Origin of the sequence: Limosilactobacillus pontis DSM 8475 (assembly GCF_001435345.1) — a bacterium.
In the GTDB taxonomy this organism is placed as follows: domain Bacteria; phylum Bacillota; class Bacilli; order Lactobacillales; family Lactobacillaceae; genus Limosilactobacillus; species Limosilactobacillus pontis.
Window position 1 is genome coordinate 29,810 of sequence record NZ_AZGO01000037.1, and the last position, 19,834, is coordinate 49,643.

General features: G+C 54.4%; 21 protein-coding genes. 4 read left to right on the forward strand and 17 right to left on the reverse strand.

What is annotated here, in order from left to right; all coding sequences use genetic code 11:
• Positions 1 to 885, reverse strand: an 885-nt coding sequence (gene htpX / locus FD34_RS02325) for a zinc metalloprotease HtpX (protein ID WP_057806426.1), incomplete at its 3' end; no start/stop codon positions are given.
• 10 nt (positions 886 to 895) lie between these two features.
• Complete coding sequence (locus FD34_RS02330) at positions 896 to 1,456, reverse strand: LemA family protein (RefSeq protein WP_057806428.1); 561 nt, start codon at positions 1,454 to 1,456, stop codon at positions 896 to 898.
• Between the two features lie 136 nt (positions 1,457 to 1,592).
• Between FD34_RS02330 and FD34_RS02335 the strand changes: the two genes are divergently transcribed.
• Complete coding sequence (locus FD34_RS02335) at positions 1,593 to 2,057, forward strand: low molecular weight protein-tyrosine-phosphatase (RefSeq protein ID WP_057806430.1); 465 nt, start codon at positions 1,593 to 1,595, stop codon at positions 2,055 to 2,057.
• A gap of 81 nt (positions 2,058 to 2,138) precedes the next feature.
• Here FD34_RS02335 and FD34_RS02340 read toward each other — a convergent pair whose 3' ends face one another.
• From FD34_RS02340 to FD34_RS02375, 8 genes are all read right to left on the reverse strand, one after another.
• Complete coding sequence (locus tag FD34_RS02340; protein WP_057806431.1) at positions 2,139 to 2,846, reverse strand: class A sortase; 708 nt, start codon at positions 2,844 to 2,846, stop codon at positions 2,139 to 2,141.
• Positions 2,847 to 2,894: 48 nt separating this feature from the next.
• The gene (locus FD34_RS02345) at positions 2,895 to 3,785 is read right to left on the reverse strand and encodes an alpha/beta hydrolase (RefSeq protein ID WP_057806433.1); all 891 of its coding nucleotides are present in this window, start codon (positions 3,783 to 3,785) and stop codon (positions 2,895 to 2,897) included.
• Positions 3,778 to 5,085 (reverse strand): PTS transporter subunit EIIC, encoded by a 1,308-nt coding sequence (locus FD34_RS02350; protein WP_057806435.1) that lies wholly within the window; start codon positions 5,083 to 5,085, stop codon positions 3,778 to 3,780. Before FD34_RS02350 ends, FD34_RS02345 begins: the two co-directional genes overlap by 8 nt.
• 117 nt (positions 5,086 to 5,202) lie before the next feature.
• Positions 5,203 to 5,448 carry a type B 50S ribosomal protein L31 gene (locus FD34_RS02355; RefSeq protein WP_057806437.1) on the reverse strand — a complete coding sequence of 82 codons (246 nt, stop codon included), beginning with the start codon at positions 5,446 to 5,448 and terminating at the stop codon, positions 5,203 to 5,205.
• A gap of 93 nt (positions 5,449 to 5,541) precedes the next feature.
• Positions 5,542 to 6,822: a UDP-N-acetylglucosamine 1-carboxyvinyltransferase gene (locus FD34_RS02360; RefSeq protein ID WP_057806439.1), complete on the reverse strand. Its 1,281-nt coding sequence runs from the start codon at positions 6,820 to 6,822 to the stop codon at positions 5,542 to 5,544.
• Between the two features lie 295 nt (positions 6,823 to 7,117).
• The gene (locus tag FD34_RS02365; protein WP_057806440.1) at positions 7,118 to 8,728 is read right to left on the reverse strand and encodes a CTP synthase; all 1,611 of its coding nucleotides are present in this window, start codon (positions 8,726 to 8,728) and stop codon (positions 7,118 to 7,120) included.
• 172 nt (positions 8,729 to 8,900) lie between these two features.
• Positions 8,901 to 9,449, reverse strand: a complete 549-nt coding sequence (gene rpoE, locus FD34_RS02370; RefSeq protein ID WP_191980193.1) for a DNA-directed RNA polymerase subunit delta — start codon at positions 9,447 to 9,449, stop codon at positions 8,901 to 8,903.
• Between the two features lie 45 nt (positions 9,450 to 9,494).
• Positions 9,495 to 9,920, reverse strand: a complete 426-nt coding sequence (locus FD34_RS02375; protein ID WP_191980194.1) for a YwiB family protein — start codon at positions 9,918 to 9,920, stop codon at positions 9,495 to 9,497.
• A gap of 86 nt (positions 9,921 to 10,006) precedes the next feature.
• Here FD34_RS02375 and FD34_RS02380 point away from each other — a divergent pair, with 86 nt between their 5' ends.
• The 3 genes from FD34_RS02380 to yidA are packed head-to-tail and all read left to right on the forward strand — an operon-like array spanning position 10,007 to position 13,037.
• The gene (locus tag FD34_RS02380) at positions 10,007 to 10,828 is read left to right on the forward strand and encodes a lipoate--protein ligase family protein (protein WP_057806444.1); all 822 of its coding nucleotides are present in this window, start codon (positions 10,007 to 10,009) and stop codon (positions 10,826 to 10,828) included.
• A gap of 5 nt (positions 10,829 to 10,833) precedes the next feature.
• Entirely contained in the window at positions 10,834 to 12,210 is a 1,377-nt protein-coding gene (locus tag FD34_RS02385; RefSeq protein WP_057806446.1) for an HD domain-containing protein, read from the forward strand.
• The gene (yidA, locus tag FD34_RS02390) at positions 12,210 to 13,037 is read left to right on the forward strand and encodes a sugar-phosphatase (RefSeq protein ID WP_057806450.1); all 828 of its coding nucleotides are present in this window, start codon (positions 12,210 to 12,212) and stop codon (positions 13,035 to 13,037) included. The genes FD34_RS02385 and yidA overlap by 1 nt, the downstream gene beginning before the upstream one ends.
• A 64-nt stretch (positions 13,038 to 13,101) precedes the next feature.
• Here the strand turns inward: yidA and FD34_RS02395 are convergent, their stop codons facing one another.
• The 7 genes from FD34_RS02395 to FD34_RS02425 all read right to left on the reverse strand — a co-directional run bounded on the left by FD34_RS02395 (position 13,102) and on the right by FD34_RS02425 (position 19,833).
• Positions 13,102 to 13,998, reverse strand: a complete 897-nt coding sequence (locus tag FD34_RS02395; protein WP_057806454.1) for a linear amide C-N hydrolase — start codon at positions 13,996 to 13,998, stop codon at positions 13,102 to 13,104.
• Positions 13,999 to 14,059: 61 nt separating this feature from the next.
• A complete protein-coding gene (locus FD34_RS02400) occupies positions 14,060 to 14,776 on the reverse strand; it encodes a hypothetical protein (protein WP_057806461.1) in 717 nt (238 codons plus the stop codon).
• 141 nt (positions 14,777 to 14,917) lie between these two features.
• Complete coding sequence (locus tag FD34_RS02405; protein ID WP_057806464.1) at positions 14,918 to 15,904, reverse strand: ribose-phosphate diphosphokinase; 987 nt, start codon at positions 15,902 to 15,904, stop codon at positions 14,918 to 14,920.
• Positions 15,905 to 16,015: 111 nt separating this feature from the next.
• Entirely contained in the window at positions 16,016 to 17,383 is a 1,368-nt protein-coding gene (glmU, locus tag FD34_RS02410; protein WP_057806466.1) for a bifunctional UDP-N-acetylglucosamine diphosphorylase/glucosamine-1-phosphate N-acetyltransferase GlmU, read from the reverse strand.
• 19 nt (positions 17,384 to 17,402) lie between these two features.
• Positions 17,403 to 18,233, reverse strand: coding sequence for a pur operon repressor (purR, locus tag FD34_RS02415; protein ID WP_057806573.1), 831 nt, complete (start codon positions 18,231 to 18,233; stop codon positions 17,403 to 17,405).
• Positions 18,234 to 18,362: 129 nt separating this feature from the next.
• Positions 18,363 to 19,163, reverse strand: a complete 801-nt coding sequence (locus FD34_RS02420) for a metal ABC transporter permease (RefSeq protein ID WP_057806468.1) — start codon at positions 19,161 to 19,163, stop codon at positions 18,363 to 18,365.
• Between the two features lie 4 nt (positions 19,164 to 19,167).
• Complete coding sequence (locus FD34_RS02425; protein WP_057806470.1) at positions 19,168 to 19,833, reverse strand: ABC transporter ATP-binding protein; 666 nt, start codon at positions 19,831 to 19,833, stop codon at positions 19,168 to 19,170.
• Position 19,834: the final 1 nt, after the last annotated feature.

The window sequence follows — 19,834 nt, forward strand, 5'->3', positions numbered from 1 at the left end:
CAGCCGCTTGATCCGGTCGTCCAGCGGCGGGTGGGTGTCAAAGAGGTGGGCAAATCGCCGGTACTTGGCGTTACGCTCGGGGTCACTGATGTAGAGGGCTGAACTGTTTGGATCAGCCGCCTTCATCGGTTGGGCCCCCTTGAGTTTCTCCAGGGCCGCAATCATGCCATGTGGATTCCGGGTCAGTTCAACTGAACCGGCATCCGCCAGATACTCCCGGTTCCGTGACAGGGCCATCTGGGCGATCGTCGCCGCCAGCGGGGCCAGGATAATCAGGAGAATCGAGCCGAAGACAGCAAAGATACCACCGGCACTGTTGTCGTCCCGGTCGTTGCCCCGTCCACCGAACCACCAGAAATTACCGGCAAAGTTCACCAACACGGAGATCGCCGCAGAAAGAGCCAGGGCAATCGTCTGCAGGCGGATGTCATAGTTGCGGACGTGGCTCATCTCATGGCCCATCACCCCTTCCAGCTCCTCCCTATTCATCATCTGGAGGAGGCCCGTGGTAGCCGCCACCGCCGCGTGCTGGGGGTCGTTTCCAGTCGCAAAGGCATTGGGACTAGGGTCATCAATGATGAAGACCCGGGGCATCGGTACCTGGGCCACCATCGCCATATCCTCGACCACGTGCCAGAGCTCCGGGGCCTCACTAGCCGAATGGATCTCGCGGGCGTTGTTCACGTTCATCACCACGTCGGTCGACTGACCGATCATCACCGACATGTAGATGACAGCAATCACCCCGGCGATGATGATTCCGGCCACCGCGGACCGGGCGAAGAGGTAGCCGATTGCCGCCCCGATCAGGGCCACCAGTAGGAAGAAACCAAACATCACCAGGATGGTTTTACGCTTATTGCGTGCAATCTGTTGGTATAGCATCTAAATCACCCTAATCATCAAAGGAAACGTGGGGAACTTCCTTAGCCGTCTCTGGAACCTGCAGGTAGTCCATCGTCGTGAAGTGATGGATCTTGGCGATGATATTGCTCGGGAAGCTCTGAATCTTGGCATCTAGGGCAGCCACCGTGGAGTTGTAGAGCTGACGGGCGTAGGCAATCTTGTTTTCGGTGTTGCTCAGCTCCTCCATCAGCTGTTGGTACTCGGTGCTCGCCTTCAGGTCCGGGTAGTTTTCAGAAACGGCAAACAGGGTCTTCAGCGTCCCGGAAAGCTGGTTGGAGACTTCCATCTTCTGGGCCCGGTCATCATCAGGCACGTTGTTAAGGGCTGTCCGCAGCTGGGTAACCTTCTCCAGGGTTGAAGCCTCGTACTTGCTGTAGCCCTTGACGGTGGAGACCAGGTTGGGGATCAGGTCGTTTCGCCGCTGCAACTGAACGTCGATCTGGCTCCACGACTCCTGGGCGTGAACCCGGAGCTGGACCAGACTGTTGTAGAGGGCCACGTAGATCCCGACAATGATCGCGATGACCACAATCACAATAATCAGTGTCATCTTTCTTCCTCCTTCAGTTTAGTTTGTTTCTATTTTACCAAATTGCCCCAGGCAAGGGAATTAATTGGTGCACCCCTTTAGCAAATCCTTACAACTTCCGGTATGATAATGGTAGTACTAAAGTGAGGTGTTAGTTATGAACGTATTATTTGTCTGCCTGGGTAACATCTGCCGGTCACCGATGGCCGAGGCGATGTTCAAACAGATGGTTACCGAAGACGGGCTCAGTGATCAGGTCCACGTCGATTCCGCCGCCACTAGTAGTGAAGAGGAGGGTAACGGCCCCCACCCCGGCGCTCTAGAAGTCATGCAGCGCCACCAGCTGCCAACTGCGGGGCTAGTCTCCCGACCGATCACCAGTCGTGACTTCGCCTGGGCGGACTACATCATCTGCATGGACAACATGAACCTTTACAACCTGCGCCGGGTTGCCCCAGTGACCGACGTCAACAAGATCAGCTTGGCCAACGAACCGGTACCGGGCAAGGCGGATGCCGAGATTCCCGATCCCTGGTATACCCACCGCTTTGAGGACACCTACCAGAGCCTGAAGGTCGCCCTCCCCTACTGGCTTGATATCATCAAAAAACAACTCAAATAAGAAAAAGCCATCCCCAACCAACCGTACAAACCGGCTTTAGTTGGGGATGGCTTTTCATTTAAGACAACGGTGCGGACGTCCTCACGACGCGCGCCCGGTCGTGTACTTGGTACTGAAGTTCTTTTGGACCTTCGTCGGCGCCTGCTTGAACGGCTCCGACTTGACGAAATCACCGCGGATCATCAGCCGCCGGGCCCCCGTGGCATCGCAGGTGATCAGGGTGATAATCTTTTGCGGCGTGTTATTGACCACCTGGACGTCGGTGGCGTCGATAAACTGCCGCTGGCTGATCCGGTACTCGTAAACCCGGTCAAGGTCGGTGATATAAACCATCTGACCAACCTTGGCGTGGTAGTAAAGCGGCGAGAATAAAATCTTACTCCCGTTGGCCATGTTGTGACCCGCCAGGGCGTAGTTACCCTGCCCCATCTGCATATCCGGGCGCATGGTCCCAGTGGCCAACGCCAGGGTCGTGTTGTTGACCCCGTTGGCAATCGGCAGGGTCATGTCGATGGCCGGTACAGTGATCTCACCAATGATGTTAATCGGCTGCTTCTTAGCCCGGGCCTGGGCGACCGTCTGGAAGTTCAGGTCCTTAACGTCGTTGAAGTTATAAGTGGCCTTCTTCTGCCGGTCTTGCTTGATCGACTGCCTGGTGATCGTTGGTCGGTAACTGCCCACCAGGTGTTCCTTGATCTGCTGGTTGAAGATCAGGCAGACCGACACCACCAGCAGGATGACAATGGCGACCCAGCGGAGCCAACCGCGTGAACGTTGCTGTTTCTTCACTTTTTCTCCTCCTCGTATCACTACTATTTCTTAGTATACACTCCCTGCCTAGCTGCCACTATTATTTGGATTGTTGGGACCGGGTTTAGGCCCCTGCTCGTTGTCCAGCAGGTAGTGGCTGATCAGGTTGACAATCTGCTTGTTCTGCGGCAGGCCCGAGTGCTGGGCCTTACTCCCGGTGACCGTCATCGTGGTGTAGTGGTTAACCTGTTTCTGGTAGATATACTTACCGGCCTCCACACTCTGCTCGGGGACCAGGCCGTCGGAGTCATAGCTCTCGGTCCCGGCGACTGAATAGACGTCGAGGGTCTTGGGGATCTTCTTACGCCCCTTGACCAGGTCATGAAACATCTGAGTAGGCTGGTTGATCGAGGTTTCGGCAAAGTTATAGGGCGTCCCCAGGGTCATTAGACGCGTGATCGTGATCTGATCGCTGTACTGGTGGTAGTACTTTTCTAACCACAAGGTCCAGATCAAGCCCCCGTTGGAGTGCCCGAAGGCCTTAAAATTGTTGAAGTTATACTTGTCGCTCAGCAGGGCAAACGCACGGTTGAACATCTTGGCCTGTTTCTTGATGTTCTGGTAGCCGTCATGGTTATTCTGGAAGCCGACCACGATGATCGGTTCCGTATCGCCGCGGTTGATCCAGCCAGTTGACTTAATCTTACCGTTGTTTTCGACCTCAAGTCGTAACAGGCTGTGCTTCTTGGCAGTCCGCTTGTTTAATATCTCGACCAGCTGGTTGAAACGGTTCATCGTCGCAGAACTCCCTGGGATCATGATCACCGGTGACATCCGGGAGTTTCGTTGGGCAGCCAGGTTGGCGTTGGCGCTCTTCATCCAAAAGTAGGTTGGCAAGGCCAGGATTACGATCAAGCCGATGAGGGCCAACAATACGTGGCGACTTCGCCGGGTCAGCTGTTTTCGTAAATTATGCATCGTCTTCACCACCTAATGTGGCCCGTCCCAGCTGATCCTCAACCCGAAAATTCAAGCGGACAAAGGGGAGGTATAAGACGATGTCCAAAAGCAGGAGGGCCAGCGTGAAGATTAACGTAGCCCAATTTCCGTTGGTGGCCACGAACCCGATCAACGGGCCCGGTGTCCCTAACAGCACCGGATACGGGGTTGCTGGGATCAGTCCTAGGGCTGTCACCCCAGCCGCAATCCCGATGTTGATCAAGGGCAGGAACAAGAAGGGCAGGAGAAAGACCGGGTTTAGGATCACCGGCAAGCCAACCAGGGAGCTGTAGTCAAAGTTAAAGAGCGTTGGTAGGGCCGTCCAGCGTCCCACGCGGTGCAGACTAGTGTTACCCGGGAAGAGCAGGATCGCCACCACCAAGGCCAGAACCAACCCGTCCCCACCAAAGTTGGCAAATGAATTATAAAGGGTACTACCCAAAAACTTGTAGGGTACGTGCCAGGCGCTGCCGTGGACCAAGGCGTAGTTTAGGTTGGCCATGTAGGCGGGCGTGTTCAACGGCATGTTATAACTGGATGGAACCCCGAGCCCTATCCAGTCCATCACGGCCAGGACCAGTGACAACAATAGGGCCAGCCACACGTTCCGTAGTTCCTGGCTGGCACTGGTGAGGGCCGTATAGGTGTGGGAATACGCATGGTAGAAACGCCCCGAGTTGATCGCCAAAGACACCAGCATCGCTAGTAAGGTGGTGATCAATAAGGGCCACAGGGAGGCAAAGGCCTGACGGCGAACATCCAGCCAGGTGATCTTCTTCACCATCAGCTCTCCCGGCCCCTTCCACCGGTAAAGCTGACCAACTCCGTAGCCGATCAGGAGGGCGAAAAGCAGACTCTTCCCACTGAGTAGGGTCATGTGGAAGTCAAGTGCTACCTGGGGATTCTTTCCATAGCGATAGGCCACCAGCAGGAGGGCGAAAACACCGGTCAAGCCAGCCATCTGCGCATCCCTACGGTAAAATCGGGCCGTGTTATAGGCACAGATGAAGCAAGCTAGTACTCCCAGGAGGTTAAAGAAGATCTGGGTGACGCTGGTGAAGACAAACTGGAGGGTCTTCAGCCAGGTCAAGGGGAGCCAGCTACCGATACCGAAGATGTTGTAAAAGAAACCGTTGGCATCCAGACAGCTCTTGACCACCAGCTGGGCCAGGGCCCCGATTAGGGTCACCGGGAAGAGCACCACTAGGGTCTGGCGGACGGCCTGGATAAAGGAATGCTGGTTGAAACGGACAAGCATGTTGACAACTTTGGACTGCATTTAACCACCTTGTTTCTCGAAGTTCTTTTACTGATTATACCGCCATCATCCATCGTTTAAAGTAGAAAAAGCGCCCCGCAAACGCAGGACGCTTTAGTTGGTAACAAGCAAGTAAGATTACTTGAGACCGTACTTCTTGTTGAACTTGTCGACCGCACCATCGGCTTGGGTAAACTTTTGCTTACCAGTGTAGAATGGGTGAGAGTCGGAAGTAACTTCAACCCGGATCAGTGGGTATTCGTTACCGTCTTCCCACTTGACCGTTTCCTTAGAAGTAGCAGTAGAACCAGAAATGAACTTGTAACCAGTAGATGAGTCTTCAAATACTACTGGGTGGTAATCTGGATGAATTCCTTGTTTCATAATTTAATACGCTCCTTTTGCCATGAATCATTGCCTGAAACATAGATAATCAACCCTAACAGGATAACACGGATCACTGCCGCGTGCAACCGCCTAGTCGATTTTTACCGATGTATCGTCCTCGATTGCCACGTTGGCGTGCAGCCGGTTCAGTTTCCAGACAATTCGGTCATAACCCCGCAGGATGTTGCCGGCGTTGTTGATCACTGTTGTACCATCCGCCATCAAACCAGCGATGGTAAGGGCCGCCCCGGCCCGGATTTCACCAGCCTCGACGTTGGCCCCATGAAGTTGTTCGGTATGCTTAATGATGATCGTCCCGTCATGGGCTTCGATGTTCATACCCATCTTTTGTAATTGGGTAACGTGCTTAACCCGCTTTGGGTAGATCGTATCCACGATCATGCTATCCCCCTCAGCCAGGGAAAGCAGTGGCGTCAGTGGTTGCTGGAGGTCAGTGGCAAAGCCTGGGAATGGCAGGGTCTTGACGTGGATCCCCTTGAGGTGGGTCACCTTAGGTACATAGATCTTGTCACTATCAATCTGCAGGTCGACCCCCATCTCGATCATCTTATTGGTGAAGGACTCCAGGTGTTCAGGAATCACATTATGAATCATGACGCCATCACCCATGGCCGCCGCCAGTGACAGGTAGGTACCCGTCTCAATCCGGTCGGCAATGATCGTGTGGGTATTCATCGACTGTAGGGTGTTTACCCCAGTAATCCGGATGGTCCCGGTTCCCGCACCACGGACCTTGGCCCCCATGTTGTTGAGGAAGGTTGCCAAGTCAATGATTTCCGGTTCACGGGCCGCATTTTCAATAATCGTGGTCCCGTCAGCACGAACAGCCGCCAGGATGGCGTTGATCGTGGCCCCAACGGAGACCATGTCCAGGAAGACCCGGGCCCCATGCAGGCCATTTTTAGTGGCATCAAGGTGGACGGTCCCGCCATCCTCACTGACCTCAGCACCCATCGCCTTGAAGGCCTTGAGGTGCTGGTCGATTGGCCGCGGCCCGATGTTGTCACCGCCGGGAAAGGTCAGGGTTGCCCGGTGGAAGCGGCCCAGTAACGCACCCATGAAATAGTAAGAGGCCCGCAGGCTCTTGATCGCCTTGCTCGGTAACTCGGCTTCCACAATTTGGGTCGGGTCAATGTCTAAGACCCCATGGTTGAACTTAGACTTAACATTCATCGACTTTAAGATAATCATCAAATTGTGAACATCCAAGATATCCGGCACGGTATCAAATTGCACTGGTGTGTCGGCTAAGATTGCTGCTGGGATTAAGGCAACGGTACTGTTCTTAGCACCGCCGATGGTGACTTCACCCGAAAGTCGGTTTCCTCCTTGAATGATCATTCTTTTCATTTCTGTGTTTCCTCGCTTAAAAGATTTAATTCGTTTTTTTAGGTTTTATTTTTAAAATTAGTTAGTGATTATTTTACTTAGAAAACAGTCAACTGTAATGATAATGAAATGTTTACTAAATTACAACCTTTTCTAAATAATCTTAAGAAAATTAAAAGCATGCTCTTATTAATTCTTAGTTTGCGCAATTCACCAGCGATTTTCGCTTAGAATCATTATAATTCCCCGGGGAATGATTAAGGGGGAACAAGACCTCAATCACAGTCTTGCTCCCCCTATTTAGTTATTGTTAGTGTTAGGCCTCGTGGTTTTCCACGGCCGCCTTGACAAAGGCCTTGAACAGACCCTCAGGATGGTTCGGCCGCGACTTGAATTCTGGGTGGTATTGGGCAGCCACGAAGAACTTCTTATCTGGCAGCTCAACGACCTCGACCAGGTTGCGGTCCGGGTTGACCCCGGAGATAACCAGGCCGTGGTCCTCTATCTCTTGACGGTAGGCATTATTGAATTCGTAACGGTGACGGTGTCGTTCACTGATCATCGACTGGTTGTCGTAAGCTGCAGCTGCTACCGTCCCGGCCTTCAGCTTGCATGGGTAGGCGCCTAGCCGCTGGGTTCCACCCATGTTTTCAACGTCTTCCTGGTCAGCCATCAGGTCAATGATGTTGTGCTCGGTGTTCGGGTCAAACTCGGTTGAGTTAGCATCCTTGTAGCCCAAGACATCCCGGGCAAACTCAATGCAGGCGGTCTGCATCCCCAGGCAGATCCCCAAGTATGGCACGTCGTTTTCTCGGGCGTACTTAATCGCGGTGATCATCCCTTCGACACCCCGGTTACCGAAGCCCCCCGGAACCAGGATCCCGTCGTAGTCCTTCAGGGTATCGGCCACGTTATCTTCGTTGATGTGTTCGGCGTTGAAGTGGTCGATCTTGACCTTGGCGTCAACCGGGTAGCCGGCGTGGCGCAGGGCCTCATTGACGGAGATGTAGGCATCCTGAAGGTCGGTGTACTTGCCGACCATGGCGATCTTGACCGTCTTAGTCAGGCCGTTTTCAATGTGGTCAACCATGTTCGTCCAGTCATGCATGTCGGCCACCGGCACGTCCAGGCCGAAGTGGTCAACAACCAACTGGTCCATCCCCTGCTTTTGAAGGTTCAGCGGAATCTCATAGAGGGTGTTGACGTCCAAGGATTCGATTACCGCCTTCGGGTCCACGTCACAGAAGAGGGCAATCTTGTTGCGCATCTCCTCAGTGATCGGCTTCTCAGTCCGGACGACCAGGATATTCGGCTGGATCCCGAGCCCGCGTAGCTCGCGAACACTGTGCTGGGTTGGCTTGGTCTTCATCTCACCAGCAGCCCGCAGGTATGGTACCAGGGTCGTGTGGATGTACAAGACGTTATCAGCACCAACCTCTTCCTTCATCTGCCGGATGGCTTCCATGAACGGCTGAGACTCGATGTCACCAACGGTCCCCCCGATCTCGGTGATGACCACCTCGGCATCCTTACTTTCACCGGCCCGCTTGATCTTGTCCTTGATGGCGTTGGTGATGTGCGGAATCACCTGAACGGTCCGCCCGAGGTAGTCACCCCGCCGTTCCTTCTTCAGCACTTCGGAGTAGATCTTCCCCGTAGTGACGTTGGAATACTTATTCAAGTCGTTATCGATGAATCGTTCGTAGTGACCGAGGTCCAGGTCGGTCTCCGTCCCGTCATCGGTGACGAAGACTTCCCCGTGTTGGTATGGACTCATCGTCCCCGGGTCAACGTTGATGTATGGGTCAAACTTCTGAATGGCCACTTTTAAGCCCCGGTTCTTCAGTAGGCGACCAAGGGATGCGGCAACAATCCCTTTTCCTAGTGATGAAACAACCCCACCGGTTACAAAAATGTATTTCGTCATTGCGCTTTCTTACTCCCTTTAAGATATTTGAGCGGGTTCAATAAATAAAAAGCTCCCTATTTCAGCTGAAACAGGGAGCTTTATTATTTACGAACGATTGGCCTGTAATACAGGCGCCCAAGTAAGATAATACAAGGTCCACGGCCAATAGTCAAGCAATCACTGCCAGATTTTATTCGTCGTCCTCGTCATCATCATCGTCTTCGTCATGCAGTTCGGAGAGTTGACCTTCGATACCATCATCCAGGTCATCATCATCGTCACTGTAGTCGTCGTTGTCGGCGTCGTCATCATTATTGTCATCGTCGGTGTCATCGAGATCCTCATCCTCGGGATCGTCGTTATCGTAGTCGATCACATCGTCGTCATCGTCAGAGTCTGCCAAGAAGGCGTTAACCTTACGGCGCTTCTTCTTTGGCCGGTCCTCGTCGTCCTCGTTTTCACCAACCGTGGCTTCGTCGATGGACTCGTATGGGTACCATGCCCGCAGGCCCCAGGTATTGTCACCAAGGGAAATAAAACTGCCGTCAATGTTCAAATCAGTATAGAATTGGGCAAGCCGTTCACGGATTTCCTCGTCACTCTTACCCAAGTATTGCTGAATCTCGTTGGTTAAGTCAACAAACGCCATTGCCTCACCGTGATCAGCCAAAATAGCGTGTGCCACTTCAATCATTGAAAGCTCTGATTTGTCTTGGCCGTCAAAAACCTTTAAATCCAAATTGGTGCACATCCCTTCAAAAAGTCTAAACTACATCTTACAATACTAGGCCGTAAAATGCAATTCAATTTGGTAACTTCCAATCTCCTGGCCACCGCCCCGCAGCCGATAGCTCAGGGAGAGCCGGCCCGCGGGAACGGCCGGATCCAGTTCCCACTCCAAACGACTGGTGACTACCTGCAGCTGCATTATCCCGTATGCCGTCCGGTAGCGGGTAATGGTCGGCTGGCTGGGGTCAAACACCAGCCAGGTCTCCGTGGCCCCCTGCCGATGGATATGAACCTCCCCATCATTAAGGCGAAACTGCACCGGGGTGGTCTGACCATTCTGGTGCTCCAGGTAGCGCAAGTAGTACTTGTCGTTTAAGGCGATGAACTCGCCGTCCTCTTCAAACGCAAACGTCTCTTGCTGGCCATCCTGTTCCATGGTCGTCTTCAGGCTGACTTTTACTGGTACCTTTTTCTTGATCATGATCCCTTCTTTCTCGAATGCTGATATTTATCCGTCACATTTAGTATAATAGACTGTACATAATATTAAAGAAAAGAAGTTAGCCTATGCAAAATTTTACCCAACAACACGTTGAATACTTCGACCAGCCCCTGCAGCCGGCCAACAACCTAACCTCATTTGCCTATACCAACGCCCTCCTGCGGTTAAGCGAAGAACTGCCGGCCCCCCTGCTCCACTTCTGGACGCTTGAGGACTCAGTCATCCTCGGTCTCAAGGACCAACGCCTGCCCCACCTCAATGCTGCCCTGAGCTTCCTTTATGACCACCAGCAGCACTACTTCATGCGTAACTCCGGCGGCCTGGCCGTCGTCAGCGACGGTGGCGTCCTGAACTTCTCCCTCTTCTTCCCCTGGCACCTTGAGGATCACCAGCTGACTATCGATGCGGCCTACCAGCGGATGGAGGAGGTCGTTGCCGCCGCCTTCCCAGAGCTGACCATTGAGACCGGTGAGATCACCCACTCTTACTGCCCCGGTAGCTTTGACCTGAGCGTTAACCGGCAGAAGATCGGTGGCATCTCTCAGCGCCGTAACGCCAGCGAAGTCGTGGTCATGCTCTACCTGAGTGTCAATGGTAACCAGTTAGGCCGGGGCGAACTCATCCGCGACTTCTACAGCCGGGGTCTCCAAGGTGTCGCCAACAAGTGGCACTTCCCCGACATCTGGCCGACCGCAATGACCACCCTGGCGGACCTTCTCCACCAGCCACTGACCGTCGAAGATACCAAGCAGCGACTGCTCAATGTCTTCCCCGACCATGGCCAGGACAATTTCCACCAGCTCACCTGGTCGCCATCCTTCATCAAGCTGGCCAACGACGAACTAGTGGCAATGACGAGGCTCCAGGAACGACTGCACAAGGGGTGATTCACGTGGAACACTTTGAACGTTTTAATGCGGAGAAGCTCCCCCGGGAAAAGGTCTTCCGTGACCCAATTCACGGGCAAATCATCGTTGATAATCAGATCATCATGGACCTGATCAACACACCAGAGTTTCAACGACTGCGCCGGATCAAGCAGCTGGGGACTTCGTCGTTTACCTTCCACGGGGCCGAGCACTCCCGTTTCGGTCACTGCCTGGGGGTCTACGAAATCACCCGGCAGATGTGCAACAACTTCCAGCGCAACTACCCGAGCCAGCATCCCGGTGACGGCCTGTGGGACGACAGTCAACGGCCCGTGGCCCTCTGTGCAGCCCTACTCCATGATCTCGGTCACGGCCCCTACTCACACACCTTTGAGCACATCTTCCACACCAACCATGAGCAGATCACCCGCCAGCTGATCACTAGCCCGGAGACTAACATCAATAAGATCCTCCGCCGGGTCGCCCCCGATTTCCCTCACCAGGTAGCTAGCGTGATCGACCATACCTACCCAAATCAGCAGGTCGTCCAGATGATCTCCAGCCAGGTTGATGCCGACCGGATGGATTATCTCCAGCGGGATTCCTACTACACCGGAACCAACTACGGCAAGTTCGACCTTGACCGGGTCCTCCACGTCATGCGGCCAGTCAAGGACGGGATTGCCTTTGAGATTTCGGGGATGCACGCCGTCGAAGACTACATCATCTCCCGGTTACAGATGTATCTTCAGGTTTACTTCCACCCGGTTTCCCGGGCAATGGAGGTCATCTTAGACCACCTCCTGATGAGGGCCAAGCACATCTACGAACACCCCAACGAATTTGCGCCGGAGTTCACCCCCTACATGCTGATGCCATTTTTCAACAAGCGTTTCACCCTCGACGACTACCTGGCCCTCGATGACGGGGTACTGACCACCTACTTCAACCACTGGACTCACTCCAGCGACGACGTCTTAAATGACCTGGCCGACCGCTTTCTTAACCGGCGGCCCTTCAAGTCGGCGATCTACGACCAGCAAACAGCCAACCTCTTGCCGACCCTGCGCAACCTGATTCAGACGGCCGGTTTCGACGAGCGCTACTACACGGCCGTCAACGATAGCTTCAAACTGCCCTACGATACTTACAACCCGAAGGCCTCCAAGCCGCAGACCCAGATTGAATTGGTCCAACCCAACGGCGAGTTCATCGAGCTCTCCCAGGTCAGCACACTGGTAGCCAGCGTCTCGGGCCGGGAAGCCGGTGACCAACGCTTCTTCTTCCCTAAGGAAATGCTGCAGGGACATGAGGATCTCGAGATCTTTGAGCCAATCTACGAGCAGTTCCAACACTATATCCAGAACAATCACATTATTAAACCAAAGGAGAATAAGTAATGGCAATCAAACTAATCGCAATTGATATCGACGGCACCCTGATCAACGACCAGCGGCAGATCACCCCCAAGACGGTGGCGGCCCTCAAGAAGGCCAGCGCGGCCGGGGTTAAGGTAGTCCTTTGCACCGGACGGCCAATGACCGGGGTCGAGGCCTACCTGGAACAGCTCGGGGTCGCCAACAAGGATGACGAGTACGTGGTCAGCTTTAACGGTGGCCTCGCCCAGTCAACCAGTGGTAACGTCATCGTCGACCACAGCATCGCCTTCAATGACTACGCCGACTGGGTGAACTACTGTCTCAAGGAGGGTATCCACTCCCAGATTGAAACCCGGGACTATATCTACACCACCAACCAGGACCTCAGCTACTACACCATCTATGAGTCCGAGTTGGTCAGCATGCCGGTTCGCTACCGGTCGATGGATCAGATGGCCCGCGAGCGTGACCAATACATCATCGCTAAGGCAATGATGGTTGACACCAAGGACAAGATCGACCGTGCTCTGGCCGACCTGCCCCAGGACCTGCGTGACCGCTTCTCGATTGTCCGCAGTGAGGACTTCTACCTGGAATTCATGCACCCGGACGCCAGCAAGGGTAAGACCCTGAAGACCCTCAGCGAACAGCTGGGCATCAAGCAGGACGAGGTGATGGCCCTGGGCAACGCCCAAAACGACAACTCGATGATCGAGTTTGCCGGGATCGGTGTGGCGATGGGCAACTCGATCCCTGCGACCCTGGCAGTGGCCGACGTGACCGTTGCCGATAACAACCATGACGGAGTTGCCGAGGCCGTCGACAAGTATGTCCTTGGTCAGGAGTAACCATTGAAATCTTCACCTAACTAAACAAGCGACCGGGCCAAAAGCCGATCGCTTGTTTTTATTACTATTCAAACCGCCGCGGTGTGGTTGGCGATTCCATCATTAATTTCGTCAGGCACCAGCTGACCACCACCCCAGAATGCAGGTCGTGGAAATCATAACGCTGGTCAGCAATGTCAATCACCGCCTGGTAGTGGGTGTAGTTGTGCGCGTGGGCCGGGGTGTGGGGCACCGTTACCAGTCGCAGAAAAGCCAGCAAGTCGGCTACATCCCGTGGGGTCCGTCCCCACCGGCAGCAGGCCGCCTGGATGAACCGCTGAACCGAGTTACCACCCGTTGGCAGCGACTTATTGCTGGTCGCAATCGCCTGTGCTAGCTGAGTTACCGTGGCGGTAACCGGTTGCTCCAGGTAGGTGGCCAGGCGCGCCAACTGATCATCAAGGGCCGGAGTGTTGGTAAAGACCGCTAGGGGGTTAGCACGAACATGGAGACGGTCGCCCAGCGGCTCGATCACGTAGGTCCCCGTTTGATCCATCAGCAGCCAGTGAAAGGGGTAGCGCTGGCCGTCGTACCAGCGGGCATCAATCACCGTCACCCGATCAAGGTCGGCCGCCAGCTCCCGGACCGTGGCGTGGTTACCCAGGGCCCACATGATGAAGTCCTGGGGCGTCAACCCCTGCGTCCCCGGTCGGACGGTGGTTGGGTAGTCGGCCGCCACTGGGAAGAAGAGTTCGGCCCCGGCCAGGCCAGCATCGTTGACCGCGTCGCCGACCAGGCAGTGGCCATCGACAACTCGCATCCCACCGAGCAGAGCCCGGCTGTTACTATGGGTGGTGGTCATCTGGGCTGCCCGCCACTGGTAACCCCGCGGCAAGTATGTCAGGTGCCAGGGCGTCCGTGGCGGAAAGTCCATCGTCCGCCCCAGCAGGTGCTGCTGGTCAATTGTCATTACGGTGCACATCAAAGTCCGCCTCCCCATACTCAAAAGGGTCCGGCATGCATCACTGCTACCGGACCATTCGTTATTGCAGCTTCGTTACCGCACCGGTTTGGCCATTGTATTGGTAGATTCCAATCATGCTGGCAACCGTGTTGTCCTGGTTATTCTGCCGAACCTCAAACCGGTAGAGATTACCGTTCTTAGCGGTTGGGATGATCTCATACCCCTTTTCACCGGTGAAGCCCATCTTGTTGGCAAACTGATCGACAACCTGGTCACTGGCCTGACTGTCCACGGCCTGGTTAGCAGCTGTGCCACGCTGACTGCTGTTGCTGGACGTCGTGGCCGAACTGCTGTGCTTGCTAGAGCTACTCGTGCTGTAACTGTTCTTCTTGGCGCTCGTAATCTTGTTCTGCAAGTCAGCGTAAGCATCTCGCATGGCCGGGCTCGTCGACTTCAGATTCTTCAGATTACTGGCGGCTTGGTCGTAGTCGCCGCTGTCATAGGCGGACTTAGCACTGATGTAGTTCTGCAGGTCCGTATTCAACTTGTCGGCCTGGCCGGAACGGCTGTTGACGGCGTTCAACTTATCATAAGCACCCTGGTAGTCATGGTTGCGAATCAGGCGGTTAGCTGACCGGTATGCCTTGGTTGATTCGTTTTCTGCGGAGCGGGCCTTAGAAGACGAACTGCTCGACGGCGAGCTGGCCGTGCTGCTCTGCTGACCACAGGCCGCCAGCATGAGGGAAACCGTCAGGGCGGCGGTCCCCACAATTGTCTTTTTAACTACCTTGTTCATAATTAATCCTCCCCTAATCTAGCAGATTTGGATAATTTCACTCACTGATATTATATCATGGATGGTCAAATCCTTAGCCAAAGTATCTCAGATTTAAGAAAGACGCAACCACTTCGCACGGCTGCGTCTTCTTTGAATATCTTACTTTTCTAATTCGGCGCTCTGGAAAACCCGCTTGAACAGTGGACTAACCGGCCGGTTCTCGTTGATCCGCTTAATGGCATCCGCAATCAACGGTGCCACGGATACCTGCTTGATCTTCTTGATCTGCTTCTCTGCCGGCAGCTTGATGGAGTCAGTCACCACGACCTCCTTGATCGGTGATTTCTCCAGACGTTCGATGGCTGGACCAGACAGGACGGCGTGGGTACATGAGGCGTAGACCTCCTGGGCCCCCGCGTCGATCAGGGCCTGGGCGCCCAGGGTGATCGTCCCGGCTGTGTCGATCATATCATCAATCATGATACACGTCTTACCCTTGACGTTCCCGATGATGTTCATGATCTGGGCAACGTTAGCCCGTGGCCGCCGCTTATCGATGATGGCAATTGGCGACTTCAGAAATTCAGCCAGGGCCCGCGCACGGGTCACCCCACCGTGGTCCGGTGAGATGACAACGGCATCGTCAGCCACCCCTTCTTTGATGAAGTATTCCGCCAGCAGCGGAGCCCCCATCAGGTGGTCAACTGGAATATCGAAGAAGCCCTGAATCTGGGCAGCGTGCAGGTCGAGGGCGATGACCCGGTCGACCCCGGAGTTTTGAAGCATATTAGCAACCAGCTTAGCCGTAATTGGTTCCCGGCTCCGCGCCTTCCGATCTTGCCGTGCGTAACCATAGTATGGGATCACCACGTTGATGGTCTTAGCACTGGCCCGCCGCAGGGCATCCACCATGATCAAAAGCTCCATCAGGTTATCGTTGACGGGAGCGGAAGTGGACTGGATGACGTAGACGTTGTCACCGCGGACACTCTCCTCGATGTTGATCTGGATTTCACCATCGCTGAACCGGTCGACAGATAACTTACCCAGTTCAACGCCGACGTGTTCCGCAATCTTCTCTGCCAACGGGCGGTTAGAATTTAACGCAAAGATTTTTAAGTTAGAGTCAGAATAATGCTGTGTCATTAGATCCTCCGCAATATATAAAATAGCTACTGACAGCTCATTAATGAAGATATGTTCTATCCTTTTCTATCATATAGAGCCACCTGTTAAAAAGCAAGCAAAAGCCGGGGATTACCACGGCAGCTTCTTGGCGTAGTCCTTCTTGTTGACCTGCCGGGCCCGTGCGATGGCCATGTCGTATTGTTCAACACTGTCGGTGATCGTCGAACCGGCGGCAATGAAGGCGTCCTTAGCGATGTTGACCGGGGCCACCAGATTGCTGTTGCTGCCAATGAAGGCGTGGTCACCCACGTTGGTATGGTGCTTGTTGGTACCGTCGTAGTTGACGAAAACAACCCCGCAACCGATGTTGATGTTTTTACCCAAGGTGGCGTTACCAATGTAGGTCAGGTGGCCGACCTTGGTCCCCTCACCGATGTAGGCCTTCTTGACCTCACAGAAGTTTCCGATGTGGACATTCTCGCCGATCTCAGCCTCTGGACGCAGGTGACTGTTAGGACCAATATCACTACCGTTGTGCATCTCTGCACTCTCCAGGGTCGAGGAGGTAATCTTGACCCCGTCATGAATGGTGGAGTCGATGATCCGGGAGCCGGCACTGATGTAGCAATCGTTGCCAACTACGGTCTTGCCCTTAAGGACGACGTTGCCTTCCAGGACGGTATCCTTACCCAGGGTAACATCGGCGTCGATGTAGGTAGTTGATGGATCGATCATGGAGACCCCTTCCCGCATCCAGTGTTTGTTGATCCGGTCGCGCATCACCTGATTAGCCCGGGCGAGGGCAACCCGGTCGTTGACCCCCATCGACTCGTCGAAGTCGTCCACCTTGTAGGCGGTCACGATCTCGTCTTCGCCCTTCAAGATGCCGATAACGTCGGTCAGGTAGTACTCGCCCTGGGCGTTATCGTTGTTGATCTTGCTCAGTGCTGAAAAGAGCTTCTGGTTGTCGAAGCAGTAGACCCCGGTGTTGATCTCATTGATCGCCTGTTCCTGGGCATTGGCGTCCTTTTGTTCCACGATTCGCTCCACGATGCCGACATCATTGCGGACAATCCGGCCATAGCCAGTCGGGTCCGGGGCGGTCGAGGTCAGAATGGTGGCCGCCGCGTGCCGCTGTTCATGGTATTGGAACAGCTTCTCGAAGGTTTCTGCCTTAAACAGCGGCGTGTCACCACTAACGATGATGGTCTCACCATCAATGTCACCGAGAATATCCTTGGTCTGCATAACTGCGTGACCGGTCCCCAGCTGTTGCTTTTGCAGGACATAGCGGGTCCGGTGGCCGAGGCTCTCCTCAACCGTCTTAGCCCCGAAGCCAACGACCGTAATGATATTTTCAATGTGGGCCTTCTCCAGTTGGGTCAGGACGTGGTCGACCATCGTCTTACCGCAGACCTGGTGCAGGACCTTGTATAGTTTGGACCGCATCCGGGTCCCCTTACCAGCAGCTAAAATAATTGCGTTGCGTTTTGTCATCGTTAATCGTTCTCCATTCCTAATCAAATACCGTTGTCATGAAGTTGCCGGGACGGGCCGTAATCGACTTTGTCTCGCCGTCTTCAGCATCTACTTTAATTAATGCCGTGCAGTTGTCAACCAGCCGCTTACCGTTTGTCGCGTTTCCCTCGGCCAGGACGGTCATCCCAACCAGGTTAGCATCAAACTCCTTAATCAGGGAGTGCATCCCGTTGAGGGTACCGCCACCCTTCATAAAGTCATCGACGACCACCACATTGGCCCCCGCCGACAGGGTCCGCCGGGAGAGTTCCATCTTCTTGATCCGGCGGACGGACCCGGAGACGTAGTTAACACTGACGGTTGGTCCCTCGGTGATGTGCGAGCTATTGCGGACGATCACAAAGGGCTTATTCATGTACATGGCCACACTCTGGGCAATCGGAATTCCCTTGGTCTCGACCGTCATGATCACGTCAACGTCCTTATCCACATACTGGGTGGCAATCAGGCGCCCAACCTGTCGGAGAATATCCGGCCGACCGATCAGGTCAGACAGGTAGACATACCCTCCTGGCAAGAGGCGGGAATCATCGTTGACCGCCGCCACCAGGTTATCAATGGCTCGCTGTGCGTTCTCCTTGGAGTAAAACGGTGTCAAAACGGCCCCACCACTGGCTCCCGGGATGGTCTCAAGGCGCCCTTCTCCCCAGGTATGGAAGGTGTGCTTGACGATACTCAGGTCTTCACTGATTGAGGACTTAGCGGATCCGTAGCGTTCGCTAAAGACCTTCAAGGATACCAAGGTGCGGGGATGTTCCATCAGGTAACGTGTCATATCTACCAAACGGTTGCTTCGACGTACTTTCATCATTCTTCTCTGCCTTTCAAAAAGTATTAATTCTAGTTAATTCTAACATAAAATGTTCGTGTTTAGCTGAACTATTTAAAAATAAAAACAGGCCGCCGACTTTTGCATAGCGACCTGCTTATGACTAATTTAATTGGCCTCGACAAAGTAGTTCTGGTAGATCAAGGCCACCACGTAAATCACAACCTCGATCACCGCGATGAAGAAACTAACCGGCCAGTTGGTCAGGTAACCCAGGAGCAAGCCCAGCCAGGTGCCCAGCAGGGAGAAGAGGATCGCCAAAACAACCATCTTGGCTACCCCGTGAGTGAAGTACTTGGCACTGGCAGCTGGTAGGGTCAGGAGGATGAAGATCAAAAGCGAGCCGACAATCTGGGCCGCTACACTGACACTCAGGGCCAGTAAGAGGAGGAAGATCACCGAGATCAGGGTCTCATTGATACCGACCACCCGGGCGCCGATCGGGTCAAAGGAGCTGAACTTTAGCTGGCGATAAATCGCCAGGGTGATCAGCAGAACCACGATTGAGAGGACAATCAGCTGGTGAACCTCATTGATGCTGATGCCGACGACACTCCCGAAGAGGATGCTGGTGGCCGAACTGGCGGTTTGACTGCTCAGGGAGAGGAAGAGGATCCCCAGCCCGATAAACAGGGCCGAGACCGCACTGATGACGGCCTCACGCCGGGACTCTTTGATGCTCATCTGACCGACCAGGACCGAGCTGAGCATGGTGAAAAGGATCATCCCGTCCAGGGCCGGCCAGCCGGCGAACACCGCAAACGACGCCCCGGCAAAACCGATCTCGGACAGGGTGTGGGTCAGAAACGACAGTTGCCGGGCCACCACGAATACCCCGATAATTCCACTGACCACCGCGATGAAGGCACTGGCAATGAAGGCATGCCGCATGAAAGCTAATGTTAACATTCTGTCACTCCTCCTCTTCATGTTCGGGCAACTCGTTGATCGGTCCCTCGTTATAGCCATTTGGCTTCATCTGCAGGAAGCGGGTGCCGAAGTGCCGGGCCAAGTCCCAGTCGTGGGTAATGAACATCACGCTCAGGTTATCCTGCTGGAAGCGGGTCACCAGGTCGAGCAGTTCGTACTTCATCTCGTTATCTAGACTGGCGGTCGACTCATCGAGAATCAACAGCTGGGGCGACTGCAGGAGGGCCTGTGCCAGGTAAGCCCGCTGCTTCTCCCCTCCGGATGCCAGGCCGAGGGGGCGGTCCGCAATTGCCGTCAGGTCCGTCATCCGGATCATCCGATCAACACGGGCCCGCTCCCGCTTATTCAGCCAGGGAATGATCCCCTTACCGCTGTTCAGAGAGACAAAGTCACGGATCGAGAGCGGGTACTCCTCGTCAATATTGCGAAACTGGGGAACGTAGCCGATCTTGGTGTTAGCGGGAATATCGATCTCCCCACTGCGCGGTTTGAGTAGCCCCAGCAGGGCCCGCACCAGGGTGGTCTTGCCAACCCCGTTTTCACCGATCACGACCATGAAGTCCCCCTCGTTGACCGTGAAGCTCAGATCCGTAATGACCTGGTGGTTGCCATAAGCCACGTTGAGGTCTTCTACTGATATAACTGCCATC